The following is a 12,965-nucleotide window of genomic DNA, read 5'->3' on the forward strand; positions in this document are numbered from 1 at the left end:
AAGACGTTCGGCGGTGGCAGTCATCAGAAGCCTTCGAGGACAATCTTGCCTCTTGCCGCGCCACTTTCGATCAGTGCGTGCACCGTCTTCAGATTGGCGGCATTAATTGGCGACAATTTTTCGGTTAGCGTCGTGCGAATTTTGCCGTCGTCCACCAGCACCGCCAGCGAATTGAGGATCTTGCCCTGCTCATCCATGTCGGGCGTGCCGTAGAGCGACCGTGTGAACATCAGCTCGTGGTGGATCGACACTGCCTTGCGCTTGAACAGCATGACGTCGAGCGCCTTGGGATCGTCGATGAATCCGAACCGTCCTTGCGGGGCGATCAGTTCGGCGATGTCGGATGCATGCTGCTCGGTATGCGTGGTCGAGAACACGAAAGCGGGAGCGCCGATGTTGAGCTCGGCAATCTGTGGCGCGAGCGGCCGAGAGTGGTCGATGACATGATGAGCCCCAAGCCCTTTAACCCACTCCTGGGTTTCCGGCCGAGAGGCGGTGGAGATGACGATGAGATCCGTGCGCTGTCGAGCGATCTGGATGGCGATCGACCCGACCCCACCCGCACCACCGATGATGAGGATCGCCGCCGCCCCGGGAACGGGCTTCGTCACGTCCAGGCGATCGAACATGGCTTCCCAGGCCGTCAACGTCGTGAGTGGCAGCGCCGCCGCTTCCGCCCAGTCGAGCGACGCGGGTTTACGACCGACGATCCGGGCGTCGACGAGATGGAACTCCGCATTGGTGCCAGGCCTTATGAGCGATCCGGCATAATAGACCTCGTCGCCTACCGCGAACTGCGTCACGTCGGGGCCGACCTCTTGCACGATCCCGGCCGCATCCCATCCCAGCACTTTCCAATCGCCATCAGCGGGCGGCGTGCTGCTGCGGATTTTGTAGTCGACCGGGTTGACCGAGACAGCCTTCACCTCAACCAGGATATCGCCTCCTTCAGCGACAGGCCGAGGCAGATCAATGTCGACCAGAGAGGCGTCCTCGGCGATGGGTCCCGGAACCTTGTAACCAACGGCTTTCATCGGTGTCTCCAGCTTGCTGTATCCTGAAGTCTTATCGATCAGATCGAAATTTCTTCCGAACTATACTCAGGATTTAAAGATTTCGCGTGTCAGACTATGAAGGTATGCGCGCAACATATCCAATAGCGGTACGACATAGTTTCCATACCTCGGAGCCGGATTCAGAAGTTTATCGAAAATAGCGGTTTATTGCTGTTCGGCGGGTGAGCATCCGGATGGAGGCGATAAGCGCCCAAGCGGTTGAGGAGTCGACCTCTCAGCGGTCGCGTTGGCAGGGGCGATCTCGCCCGCCGGTCTCACACCAACGTTGGCAAGCGACGGCGTCCGCTCGAAATCCGCTGACGGGGATACGCCTGCAATGCCGATTCGAAGCTATCGAAACTATAGCTACAGGGTATTGGGAAATCATACTGGACTGACGCTATAGTCTTCACGCATAACCACGACTCAAAATGGTCCAACACTTTTCTCTACGCTAATAGAGAATCCGGTATTCTGATTTTCAGTGAATTGGCTCGTTCGGCGGTTGTGCGCGCAAAGATCTTTTACAGAATTCTGAACTGAATCAGGTTCTGGTCTGTCGTGACAAGCAAGGGGGTTTCGCTATGGTCACCAGAGGTTTCACAGGCCGCGGTCCAGGCGGCGACCAGTCCGATCGGATACCGCCGGGTCAGCATCTCGTGGAGAATTTCCCTGTTCTGACGGCCGGGCCAACGCCGAGCGTGGAGCCCTCCGATTGGAAATTCACCGTCAAGATCGGTCCGAAGCCCGTCAAAGTGTGGAACTGGAGCGAGTTCAACGCCCTACCGAAGACCAAGATGACCCGAGACATTCACTGCGTCACGTCCTGGTCCAAGCTGGATACCGCCTGGGAGGGCGTACTCATCGAAGACATCCTTGCAGATGCAGGGCTCGATCGGCCCACCGATTTCGTCTTGGCGCACTGCTACGATAATTACTCGACAAACGTCCCGCTGGCGGATCTGCTCTCCGGGAAAGCGATGGTCGCCCTCAACTATGCGGGCAAGCCGCTTCCCCGCGATCATGGAGGGCCGGCGCGTCTTCTGGTTCCGCACCTTTACTTCTGGAAGTCCGCCAAATGGGTGAACGCGCTGCAATTCACAACGCGTGACGAGGCGGGCTTCTGGGAGCTGCGCGGCTATCACATCTATGGCGATCCGTGGCGCGAGCAGCGATACACCAATGACTGAAAACGGCGCGCAAATCGCGTGGCAGTCATGCGTGATCGACGAAATCGTCCAGCAAACCCCGAGTATCAAGAGCTTCTTCCTTCGGTTGAGCAAACCGTTCGCGCACATCGCAGGGCAGCACGTCGATGTCCGGCTGACCGCGCCCGGTGGCTACAGTGCGATGCGGAGTTACTCGATTGCGTCTTCGGCAATCTCGTTCCCGACGGTCGAGCTCGCTATCGAGCGCCTGCCGGATGGCGAAGTTTCGCCGTTCTTCCACGATGTCGCGGCGATCGGAGACGAAATCGAGCTTCGTGGTCCGCTCGGCGGCCATTTCCTATGGCCTGAACCTGCCATAGACCCAGTGCTGTTGATCGGGGCAGGCTCCGGCCTCGTGCCGTTGATGGCGATGATCCGGCAGCGCCGCGCACTAGCCCAGGTCGTGCCGACAGCGCTGCTCCTGTCCGCACGAACCGCTGAAGACGTTCTCTTCTCAAAAGAGCTTCATTCCATCGAATGCAGCGATCCGGCATTCGCCTTGGCGCTGGCAATTACGCGCGAGAACCCGATCCGCGCATCGGACTTTGCGCGACGGATCGACGGCGTGATGGTCCAAGAAGTTCTGGCCCGGCTTCACCGAAAGCCCACACAAGTATTCGTTTGCGGGTCCAACGGTTTCGTCAACATCGCGACCGAGGGCGCGCTGCTGGCCGGCCTGGACCCCTCCATTGTCAAAACCGAGCGCTACGGCGGCTAGCGGCGCAAGCTACTTCGCGTCCCGCCGATCGTGGACGTGCAGCCCACGGATTAATTTTGGAGATCATCATGAGCCGCTTTGCCGAACCCGTCTTCATTGCCGCTGGCCTTCGGACGCCTTTCGGCCGCGGCGGAGGCGCGTTGGCTGCCTACGATGCCATCTCTCTGTCCGTGCCTGTCGTGCAGGCGATGGCGGCGCAGGCGGAGCCTGATCTCCTCGTCTGGGGAACCGTGATCCCGAATTTGGGCTGGAGCAATATTGCTCGCGAAACCTGGCTTGATGCCAAGCTCAATCCGACTGTTCCGGCGTTCTCCGTCGTCCTGGCATGCTCGACCAGCATGACGGCGACCTTCGCTGCGGCAGGGATGCTGGGCGGAGGAACCGACCTCACCATGGTCGGCGGGTCCGAAGTCATGAGCCGGCCGTCAATCGCCCTGACGGCCGATGCATCGAAGCGGCTCACCGACCTCTTTGCGCAGGATGCGACCGCCGCGCTTGCCGCCCTCCAGTCTCTGACTCCACGAGACTACGTGCTCCCCACAAAGGGCTGGGCAAACCGGATCACCGGAAGGACGATGGGTGATCATATGGAGGAGACCGCCAAGGCTTGGCGGGTCTCGCGCGTCGCGCAGGATGATTGGGCGCTCAAGAGCCACCAGCGGGCAGTCGCTGGTTGGGAACGTGGCTTCTTCGACGATCTCGTGATTTCACTGCCTGAGCTGGCGCGCGATGCGAACCCGCGCGCCGATACGTCGCCCGAACGGCTGGCCGCACTCAAGCCCGCCTTCGATCGCGACAGCGGGAGGGGAACCCTGACCGCCGGCAACAGCTCACCGATTACGGATGGAGCCGCCGGGTGTTGGGTCGCTACCGAAGCCGGTGTGGCGAGACTCCCGGCGGGCACCCCCTACGCGCGGCTCGTCGACTACGAGATCTCTGCCGTCGATCTCCACACCGAGGGCCTGCTGATGGCGCCCTCCTATGGCATTCCGCGCCTGCTCGCGCGGCATCAACTCAGCTTCTCCGACATCGCACTCTGGGAAATCCACGAAGCCTTTGCAGCCCAGGTCCTGGCGAACGTCGCGGCCATCACCGATCGGGAGTGGGTGCGCGCGACAGCCGGTGTCCAGGCGGCTATGGGCGATTTTGACTGGGACCGCGTCAATCCCAATGGAGGCTCGGTCGCCCTGGGTCATCCGTTCGGCGCTACAGGCGCGCGCGACCTCAGCCAGGCGGTAAAGGAACTTTGGGCCATGCCGCCCGGATCGCGCGCAATCGTCAGCATCTGCGCCGACGGCGGTCAAGGCACAGTCGCCCTCCTCGAACGCGGCTGACGGTAGATCAACGCCATGACAGCGATCCGCTTCCAACTGTCGGAGACGCGATATGACAACTGATGTGCTGCTGTACATCACGAACTGATGCCCGTTCTGCCGCCGGGCGAAGATGCTCCTCGAGGAGAAGGGCGTGCAATGGAAGGAACTCGATATCGAGGCGGATCCGGTTCACCGGCAGGCCATGACGGAAGCGTCGGGTCGAAACACCGTGCCGCAGATCTTCATCAACGGCACGCATGTCGGTGGCTCCGACGAGCTTTTCGCGCTCGATGTCAGAGGCGAACTCGACAAACTCCTGGGGCGCACGCCGCCCGCCATCTGAGGGGGTGCGGCCTTGGGGCAGACAGCCCGCAAGCCCCGTGCCGGTTGATGAATACGAAAGGAGAGTCCGTTGGTCTCAGCTATCTGGAATGACGCCACCATCGCCACAAGCAACGAGACGGTCGTCGTCGAGGGAAACCACTACTTCCCACCGTCGGCAGTCGATTTTGGCCTGCTTGAGATGAGCCCGCACACGTCCGTCTGCCCGATCAAGGGCACCGCGCGCTACTTCCATGTGCGTGTGGGAGACGCGCTCAACGTGAACGCAGCCTGGACCTATCCAGATCCGACGCCAGGCGCCGAGGGCATCCGGGATCATATCGCCTTCTGGAAAGGCGTGGAGGTTGCGTAGCAGGCGGACAGGTGGCGGCCTCAGCGCCATGTGCAAGCGCCCGCGGGACGGCTTTTCCGCCCATCCCAGGCCGCGTCGGCTACAGGGCTCCGCCCCGGACCTTCTCCGCGGACTGGCGCCGAGGGCCTCGGACCCTTGGGCTTCTGTCGAATCAAGACGACTGGATTGAGATGGAGCATGCCGAGTTCGATGCCGCCTTCGCGCAGCTTCCCGAGGGATACAGCGAAGGCGCCTACGAAGGCCGGCGTTTCGGCGTGACTGTCCGGCGATCCGGTGACGGACGTCGCAACAGCCTGTTCGCCAGGGAGTTGGCCGGGACCGACATTGTCAGCTTCAACCTCTATCGCGTTACATCAGATAGAACATTGCTGAAGCCGTGCGAGATGTCCGCCGAAAAGGTCGTCGCGTTCGTGCTGGATTTCCGACCGGCCCCCTGACGGGCAGGTGGAGGTCCCGGCCGACCGGTCCGCCTGCGACGCCCGGCCCCCCAAGACTGCGCATGTCGCTCAAAGGTATCAAAACTATAGCCACCGGCCATTGGACTTCGTCTGGCAATGAATTCATCTTCTATACATCGCCATCCGTGGGGGAATCGGTGCTGGATCCCGTGTAGCCAGATTGAGAAAGTCTAAGCGATGACGAACAACAATGCCTCCGCCCTTCCGACACCTTCTGATCTTGACGAATGCGCGGCGATGACTGTCGCCGACGCTCTGAAGATCATTCTGGCGAACAGCTACGCGATTTACCTGAAGACAAAAAATTTCCACTGGCACGTCTCCGGACCCTACTTCAGGGACTATCACCTGCTTCTTGATGAGCAGGCCGCAGAGATCCTCGCCGTCACCGATGCGATCGCCGAGCGCGCCCGAAAGACGGGCAACACCACCATTCGATCGATCGGCGATATCGCGCGCCACCAGACGATCAAGGACAATGATGCTGAGTTCGTGACACCGCAGGACATGCTGGGCGAGCTCCGCGCCGACAATCTCCACATGGTCGAGTCGTTTCGCCGCGCAAAGGACGTCGCGGACAAGGCGAAGGATAATGCGACGTCCGGCCTGATCGATGCCTGGACGGACGAGGCTGAGCGCCGTGCGTGGTTCCTCTTCGAAATCAGCCGCTAGCGCTTTGCCGGGCAAACCTACGTCAGGAATCACGCCTCGGCGTGGGAGGTGATGATGGCGAAGGCCGGCTTTGGAGGGGGATGCCATTGGTGCACAGAGGGAGTGTTCCAGGCGTTGCGCGGCGTCGCCCAGGTCGACCAGGGCTTTGTCCGGTCGGACGCGCCGGCAGATACCTGGTCAGAAGGGGTGATCGTCACCTTCGATCCATCGGTTATTCCGTTGGCGACGCTGTCCGAGGTGCATCTCAGAACGCATTCCGCTGCCAGGGCCCGCTCGCCTCGCAGCAAGTACCGCAGCGCGATCTACATCTTTGAAGAGAGCCAGCGGCCGGAGGCCGAACAGGCGATCGTCCGCTTCGCCGGCGCGTCTGCCAAGGCGGTGCACACCCTGGTCCTCCCGTTTAAAGGTTTCAGGGCGTCGGACGAGCGTTACCAGAACTACTATCGAACCGACCCGAGCAGGCCCTTCTGCCGCCGCTACATCGATCCCAAGCTGGATCATATACGACGGCACTTTTCGGAACTGGCGCTCCCTGAAGCGAAACCGACTGTCGGGGAGATCGACATGAAGTCGGAGCCGGGGCCTGTCAGGGCTTCACGAACCGATAGGCGAAGCGATCGGTTTTGCCCTTGATCGAGGGATCGAACACCTTGATCGAGTGCAAATCGTCCTTGTTCGCGAGGACGGTGCTTTCCGCCTCCAGCACGAAGCCGGCCGCTTCCACCTCTTCGCGAACGGAGGCGGGGTCGATCCGATGCAGCGACTGGGTGTCGCTCAAGCCCGTGCCAGCAGCGGCCGCGTGGTCGACGATGACGTAGGAGCCACCGGGTTTCAGCCGCTCGTAGACGGCCCGATTGAAGTCGGCCGCCGTCGCACCCTTCTTCTGGATCAGGGCGGTGTGGAGATCGTGGTAGAATAGGTGCAGCCACACGACATCCGCCGGTTGCGTGGCCTCGGGCATCGCGACGAGGTCAGCCGAGACGGCTTCGACGTTCTCTCGGCCGGGTTCCTTCGCAAGCTTCTGCATGCGGCCGACCGGTTCGTTCTTGAAATCGGCGACTTCGCCCGGCACGAAGCTGTAGACCCGTCCTTCGGGTCCCACGACGTCGGAGAAGAGACGGGTCCAGTCGCCGTCGCCTGGGTAAACGTCGATGACGGTGGAGCCCGCATCGACGCGTGCAAACCGGATCAATTCGGTTAGCTTGGATTGGTCGTACATCGGGATCTCCTTTACGTTTGAACAGTCGACGAGCACGCGGCGTGCGAGGGAGCGATCCACGGCTAATCCACGGTCTATCTGACCCGATGGCCGCAGACGGCCAGCGCTAGGCCGATCCGGACGCGTCCATCTGCGAGGCCCGCGCCAGTGCCTGCGTATCGACGTATTCCCGGATGTTGGTCAGCCTGCCGTCCCGGACCGTAATGGCGAAGATCCAGTCGTCCTCGAACATCTTGTTCGTGGCTTTGATCTTCCCGCTGGCGAAGCCGAGGACCAGGACCCGGTCCCCCTGCGCCACGAATTCCCGGGGTTCGGTGGACGTTTCTATCGACTTGGATGCCGTCTCAAGCAAATCCGTTAGCCCCGCGTGACCGCGGTGCGTACCGGCCAGCGGCCAGTCTTTGCCGGGGATGATCCACTCGATGTCTTCGGCGACCAGCGCCAGCAGAGCCTCCCTGTCGCCGCGGCCGATGGCGGCGAAGAAGTCCTTCACGGTCTGGATGTTCTTCTCAATACTCATGGGAATTTCTCCATTTCCCCAGATCGGATCGCGCTCGATCCGATCGTACGCGCCGTGTCCCCGCCGGTGGGGACGTCGTGCTCATCAATCGAACTTGACTAGGTCCTTGAAGATCAGCCAGCCCCAGCTATTTCCGTGCGCCTGAACGAGCAGCCCACCTTCCGAAAGCCCGCCCAGCTTGATCGGCGCGAAGCCGAGATTTTCCGCGAGCGCGCCGATCTGCGTTGCGGCATCGTCATCGTCGCTCGCCAGGAACACGACCCTCCTGCCACCATGTACGGCCGGGGACTGGTCGAGGACGGCCGCAGCCAAATGGTTGAAGCCCTTGACCACTCTTGCGCCGCTGAAGGCCCGCGCGACGACCGTTGCGGACGGCTGTCCGCCGAGATTCTCATCTGGCACGCCGTAGGCATTGGTCACGTCGACGATGATCTTCCCCTGCCAGGAGGGGAGCGCCTTCGCGACATCCGGGTGCGACTGGAAACGGACTGCCAGAAAGATGATGTCCGCCTTGGCCGCTTCCGCCAGCGTCGTGGGGGTAATCCCGGGTCCGATCGCCGCCGCTTCGGATGCGAAGCTTTCGGGGTCGCGCGTGGTGGCGACGGATACGGCGATGCCCTTCCGGGCAAACGCCCTGGCGAGGGTCTGGCCGATCTCGCCGAAGCCGATGATTGCGTAGCTCATGTCATTTTCCTTGGGTTGTTTGGGGCAGTCAGAGCCTGTAGCCGCCACTCGCCTCGATCGTTTGTCCGGTCACCCAGTGACCGTTGTCGGAAGCCAGGAACGCCACGACCGCGGCGATTTCCGAAGGCTCGCCGAAGCGTCCCAGCGCGATTTGGGCCTCGATTGCCTTTACGAGTTCGGGATTCTCCCGGAAGGCCGCGTTCGCGTCGGTTCGCGTGAATCCCGGCGCGACGGCGTTCGCGGTAATTCCGCGCGGCCCCAGCTCGGACGCGAGTGCATGGGTCAGGTTGTTGATGGCCGCTTTGGCCATCGAGTAGATCGGCGCGGCTGTCACGGGCTTCGTGGCGGCGGCGGAAGAGATGTTGATGATGCGTCCGCCATCGGCGAGACGACTCAGGGCGGCCTGAACGATGAAGAAGGGCGCCCGGGCGTAGACCGCCATCAGGGTGTCCCAACTATCCGGCGTCGCGTCTTTGAAGCCGACCCAGCCGGCATTGCCAGCGTTGTTGACCAGAATGTCGAGGGCCTTGCTTCCGTTCCGCTTGGTGAACTCGTCGTCGAGTCTCTCGAACAAGGCCGGGACAGTCGCCGGTTCAACGAGGTCCGCCTGGATCGCGAACGCAGTCCCTCCAGCTTTCTCGATAGCCACGATCGCCTCGTCTGCGCCGGACTTGCTGGCGTTGTAGGTCAGCCCGACCGTCGCACCGTCCTTTGCAAGACGTTCGGCGATGGCGCGGCCAATGCCCCGTGATGCCCCGGTAACGAGAGCTGTTTTGCCCTTTAGTGATTGTGTCATTTTATTTTTCTCCTCAGAGCTGGGCCAGGCCGCCGTCGACGGCGACCTCACTGGCGGTCATGAAGCTGCTGTCCGACGATGCGAGGAAGGCTGCCGCCGCCCCGAGTTCTGCCGGAGCGCCCATGCGCTGAAACGCAGTCATCGAGCCGTAGGCCTTCAGGCCGTCCTCGCCGAGCGCTTCGGTCGCGAGTTCAGTCGCGATGGCCCCGGGCGACAAGACGTTTACCCGGATGCCGGTGCCCTTCAGATCCTCCGCCCAGGTCCGGGCCAGGTTGCGCACGGCCGCCTTGCTTGCGCTGTAGGCGGTGAACGCCGGGGCGCCCGTGGTGCCGGCGCTCGATCCGGTCAGGATGATTGAACCGCCCTCGCCCATCAGCGGCAACGCCTTCTGGACCGTGAAGATCGTACCCTTCACATTGACGTCGAAGGTTTCGTCAATGTGCTTGGCGGTGATCTCGCCGAGCTTAAGCTGGCTGCCCACCCCGGCATTGGCGAAGACGATGTCGAGGGTTCCGCGCTCGGCCTTCACCGCCGCGTAGAGCCGGTCGAGGTCGGCCTCATCGGAGACCGAGCCCATCACTGCGCGGGCATTGGGCCCGAGCTCGGCCACTGCCGCGTCGAGCGCTTCCTGCCGGCGACCGAAGATGAAGACGAACGCGCCCTCGTCGATGAAGCGCTTTGCTGCGGCGCGGCCGATGCCGGTCGCGCCCCCGGTTATCACGGCGGTCTTTCCATTCAATCTGTTCATGTCATGCATCCTTCGTTTCGCCGTGTCGCGTCTATGACTGCGCGGGGAGGTTCCCCGAGACCCACAACATGGGTTCGCCGGAGGCAGGCGATGAGTGCGGAATCGCGCACATCGGTGGTGCGAAAACGATCCGGTTAGCCCATAAAGCGCCACGACGATCGCGCGCCCGCTAGCTTGCTGTGTTAGAATGAACTTCGGAAGCCGCACCACGCGGCGCGGAAATGCACCATGATCGACTGGGATGACGTTCGCTACTTTCTTGCCGCCGCGCGCGAAGGCTCAGTGCGGGCCGCCGCCAAGCACCTGGGGGTGAACCACGCGACGGTGTTGCGACGCATCGCCCAGCTTGAGGGACGCCTGGGGGCGCAGATGTTCGAAAAGCTGCCTTCGGGCTACCGGCTGACGGAAGCGGGCGAGGAGGTCCTCGAACTCGCGGAGCAGATGGAAGCGTCGTCGAACCGGCTGGAGACGCGCGTCTTCGGTCGTGACCAGAGCGCGCGCGGGCTTCTGCGGGTGACACTTCCACCGTTCCTCGCCACACACCTGCTCATGCCGGATCTCGCCGACTTCGCGCGTCTGCATCCCGACATCGAGATGGAAATCTCGTCATCGGGCGAGGTGGCAAACCTGACCAACCGCGAGGCCGACGTCGCTATCCGCATCGTCTCCGACCGCAAGACCCTGCCGCTCAATCTTCACGGCCTGAAGGGACCGGAGCTGTTCAGTGGCGTCTACATGTCTCGCGATCGACTGGCCGCGTGGCGTGCGGGCGCGCCTGATCCCATGCGGTGCATCGTCATAGACAATCATGGACTCCCGGTCTGGGCGCGCGAGGGAGAGGTTCACACCACGGGAGTTCCGTTCAGGACCCCGGACGCCGAGACGCAGATCGTAGCGGCGCAGCAAGGGATCGGGATGACGAAACTGCCGTGCTTCGTCGGAGATGCCGACCCTCTGTTGGTGAGGGTGCCGGGCACCGACCTGCCCATGCATGGGACGCTCTGGTTTCTCACGCAGGGGGAGACACGCAAGACGAAGCGCGTGCGGCTCTTCACGGAGTTCGTTTCCCGCAGGCTCGCCGCGTACGCGCCGCTTCTCGCGGGGCTCATATCGCACGATTGATACCCGGCAGGTCTCCGTCGAACGCGGACGACCCGCCGCCGCCGGTCCGCCGCGCTAGCCTGCTGAGTTTTGACCTGATTTAAGAATGGTGCGGGTGGTCGGAATCGAACCGACACTCCTTTCGGAACCGGATTTTGAAGGGAGTCGCGTCTTCCCCCCCCCCGCCTGCAACCGCCCCGCAGTGACCTCGAAAAACGCCTCATTCGTCGACGTAGCGACACCTATGCCGCACCTGACCGCTGCCGCGGTCACCTGGCAGAGAGCGCAACCCCGCCGATGTGGCGTCGCCTGTATCCATTTTCCCGACACTCACCTGAAAGCGCTTTTGCGGAAGAAAATTGCACAGCATTGATGTCGGTGCAGAAGCGTGAGCGCCCGGGCCTGGGTGATGAAAGTGGTGATCCGGAGGGACGGCCTTCGGCCTCATCGCCTACACGCGATCGTCAACCTAGAATCGGCGACACGACCTCAGTCGTTGCGGCGGACGGAGGCAGAAATGGCAGAAAGCAAATTCCTTACTCCGGAAGAGGTGGCGGAGCGCTACCGCGGTGGCATCTCCGTTGGGACCCTCCGAAATTGGCGCGCCATGCGTCATGGTCCTTCGTTCGTCAAAGTTGGCAAGGCGGTGCTCTATCCAGTTGGTAATCCCCCCTTTAATTAAAGGTGTTTGAAAGTGGAATTTTCTCTGTTTAATAAACGAGGAGATTTTTATGAAAACGACTAGATTTACCGATCCACAAATCCTTGCAATCTTACGCCAAGCTGAGGGTGGTGTGTCTGTTCCTGAGCTTTGCCGCGAACACGGCATGAGCAATTCAGCATTTTATAAATGGCGCTCGAAATATGGCGGCATGGATGCCTCGATGGTCAGCCAGATGAAATCTATCGAGGATGAAAACCGTCGGCTAAAGAGAATGTTTGCTGACCTGAGCATGCAAAATGACTTACTGAAAGAAGCTCTTGGAAAAAAGTAACGGGGCGCTCGGAGCGTCGAGATATGGCCGTGATAGCTGCGAAACGGCCTGATGTCAGTATTGCGTGTGCATGCCGAGCTTTTGAAGTAAGCGAGACCTGTTATCGCTATAGCCCTCTTCTTCGTCATGAGAATGAAGAAATTGCAGATCTTCTGATTGGACTAACGGCAGCTAAAAAGACATGGGGTTTTGGATTGTGCTTTCTTTATCTTCGTAATGTCAAAGGCTATGGCTGGAACCACAAGAGGGTTTATCGTATTTATTGTGAGTTGGAGCTGAACCTTCGAATTAAGCCCCGAAAACGCCTTAAAAGGGATAAACCTGATGCTCTGGTAGTTCCAACAAAACCTAATTTGGTCTGGTCGATGGATTTCATGGCAGATCAGTTGGCAGACGGCCGGTCATTCCGGCTATTGAATGTACTGGATGATTTTAACCGTGAAGGCTTAGGCATTGAGGTGGATTTCTCTTTGCCAACAGAACGGGTTATTCGAAGTTTGAACCAGATCATCGAATGGCGCGGCAAGCCAGAGACTATACGCGTTGATAATGGCCCGGAATATATCAGTGGTAAACTTCTGGGGTGGGCTGAAAAACACTCTATTACCATCTTGTATATTCAACCAGGACAGCCTCAGCAAAATGCCTATATTGAACGCTATAACCGGACTGTCAGGCACGAATGGCTAGACCAATATATCATTGAGACAATTGAAGAAGCGCAAGCCTTCGCGACAGATTGGTTATGGACTTACAACAATGAACGTCCCAATATGGGCAT

General features: G+C 60.8%; 15 protein-coding genes and 2 pseudogenes. 11 read left to right on the forward strand and 6 right to left on the reverse strand.

Annotation, left to right across the window (positions count from 1 at the left end; genetic code table 11):
* Positions 1-23: 23 nt before the first annotated feature.
* Positions 24-1,034 (reverse strand): zinc-binding alcohol dehydrogenase family protein, encoded by a 1,011-nt coding sequence (locus QUF18_RS19015; RefSeq protein ID WP_011191343.1) that lies wholly within the window; start codon positions 1,032-1,034, stop codon positions 24-26.
* A gap of 605 nt (positions 1,035-1,639) precedes the next feature.
* On the opposite strand from QUF18_RS19015, the gene QUF18_RS19020 reads away from it, so the two are divergent.
* The 8 genes and pseudogenes from QUF18_RS19020 (at position 1,640) to QUF18_RS19055 (ending at position 6,754) form a co-directional block, all read left to right on the forward strand.
* Entirely contained in the window at positions 1,640-2,245 is a 606-nt protein-coding gene (locus tag QUF18_RS19020; protein ID WP_033982388.1) for a sulfite oxidase-like oxidoreductase, read from the forward strand.
* Entirely contained in the window at positions 2,238-2,981 is a 744-nt protein-coding gene (locus QUF18_RS19025; RefSeq protein WP_044059343.1) for a ferredoxin reductase, read from the forward strand. The genes QUF18_RS19020 and QUF18_RS19025 overlap by 8 nt, the downstream gene beginning before the upstream one ends.
* Positions 2,982-3,049: 68 nt before the next feature.
* On the forward strand, positions 3,050-4,315 hold the full coding sequence (locus QUF18_RS19030; protein ID WP_033982398.1) for a thiolase family protein: 1,266 nt from the start codon (positions 3,050-3,052) through the stop codon (positions 4,313-4,315).
* A 100-nt stretch (positions 4,316-4,415) separates the two neighbouring features.
* Positions 4,416-4,640 (forward strand): annotated as a pseudogene (locus QUF18_RS19035) (glutaredoxin domain-containing protein); the annotation flags it as partial.
* A gap of 69 nt (positions 4,641-4,709) precedes the next feature.
* Positions 4,710-4,991, forward strand: coding sequence for a DUF427 domain-containing protein (locus tag QUF18_RS19040; RefSeq protein ID WP_046092728.1), 282 nt, complete (start codon positions 4,710-4,712; stop codon positions 4,989-4,991).
* 170 nt (positions 4,992-5,161) lie between these two features.
* Entirely contained in the window at positions 5,162-5,428 is a 267-nt protein-coding gene (locus tag QUF18_RS19045; RefSeq protein WP_018429638.1) for a hypothetical protein, read from the forward strand.
* A gap of 198 nt (positions 5,429-5,626) precedes the next feature.
* Positions 5,627-6,121, forward strand: a complete 495-nt coding sequence (locus QUF18_RS19050) for a Dps family protein (RefSeq protein WP_018429639.1) — start codon at positions 5,627-5,629, stop codon at positions 6,119-6,121.
* A gap of 51 nt (positions 6,122-6,172) precedes the next feature.
* Positions 6,173-6,754 (forward strand): peptide-methionine (S)-S-oxide reductase, encoded by a 582-nt coding sequence (locus tag QUF18_RS19055; RefSeq protein ID WP_289388834.1) that lies wholly within the window; start codon positions 6,173-6,175, stop codon positions 6,752-6,754.
* Here the strand turns inward: QUF18_RS19055 and QUF18_RS19060 are convergent.
* The 5 genes from QUF18_RS19060 to QUF18_RS19080 form a co-directional block, all read right to left on the reverse strand.
* Positions 6,708-7,340 (reverse strand): class I SAM-dependent methyltransferase, encoded by a 633-nt coding sequence (locus tag QUF18_RS19060; RefSeq protein ID WP_289388835.1) that lies wholly within the window; start codon positions 7,338-7,340, stop codon positions 6,708-6,710. The genes QUF18_RS19055 and QUF18_RS19060 overlap by 47 nt on opposite strands.
* A gap of 106 nt (positions 7,341-7,446) precedes the next feature.
* Entirely contained in the window at positions 7,447-7,860 is a 414-nt protein-coding gene (locus tag QUF18_RS19065) for a nuclear transport factor 2 family protein (protein WP_289388836.1), read from the reverse strand.
* 84 nt (positions 7,861-7,944) lie between these two features.
* Positions 7,945-8,544, reverse strand: a complete 600-nt coding sequence (locus QUF18_RS19070; RefSeq protein WP_374807228.1) for an NADPH-dependent F420 reductase — start codon at positions 8,542-8,544, stop codon at positions 7,945-7,947.
* Positions 8,545-8,572: 28 nt separating this feature from the next.
* Positions 8,573-9,340, reverse strand: a complete 768-nt coding sequence (locus QUF18_RS19075) for an SDR family NAD(P)-dependent oxidoreductase (RefSeq protein WP_289388838.1) — start codon at positions 9,338-9,340, stop codon at positions 8,573-8,575.
* Positions 9,341-9,353: 13 nt separating this feature from the next.
* Entirely contained in the window at positions 9,354-10,088 is a 735-nt protein-coding gene (locus QUF18_RS19080; RefSeq protein WP_289388839.1) for an SDR family NAD(P)-dependent oxidoreductase, read from the reverse strand.
* Between the two features lie 228 nt (positions 10,089-10,316).
* Between QUF18_RS19080 and QUF18_RS19085 the strand changes: the two genes are divergently transcribed.
* The 3 genes and pseudogenes from QUF18_RS19085 to QUF18_RS19095 form a co-directional block, all read left to right on the forward strand.
* On the forward strand, positions 10,317-11,210 hold the full coding sequence (locus QUF18_RS19085; RefSeq protein WP_289388841.1) for a LysR family transcriptional regulator: 894 nt from the start codon (positions 10,317-10,319) through the stop codon (positions 11,208-11,210).
* A 496-nt stretch (positions 11,211-11,706) separates the two neighbouring features.
* Positions 11,707-11,850, forward strand: a pseudogene (locus QUF18_RS19090) (DNA-binding protein); the annotation flags it as partial.
* 70 nt (positions 11,851-11,920) lie between these two features.
* Positions 11,921-12,965 (forward strand): IS3 family transposase gene (locus QUF18_RS19095; protein ID WP_289388842.1). Its coding sequence is split into 2 segments (ribosomal slippage), with 1,046 coding nucleotides annotated over them: positions 11,921-12,182 and positions 12,182-12,965; the frame shifts between segments, so codons are not numbered across the junction. This gene is flagged as partial in the annotation.

The sequence above is a fragment of the Pseudochrobactrum kiredjianiae genome (assembly GCF_030362795.1).
Classification (GTDB): Bacteria; Pseudomonadota; Alphaproteobacteria; order Rhizobiales; family Rhizobiaceae; genus Pseudochrobactrum; species Pseudochrobactrum kiredjianiae.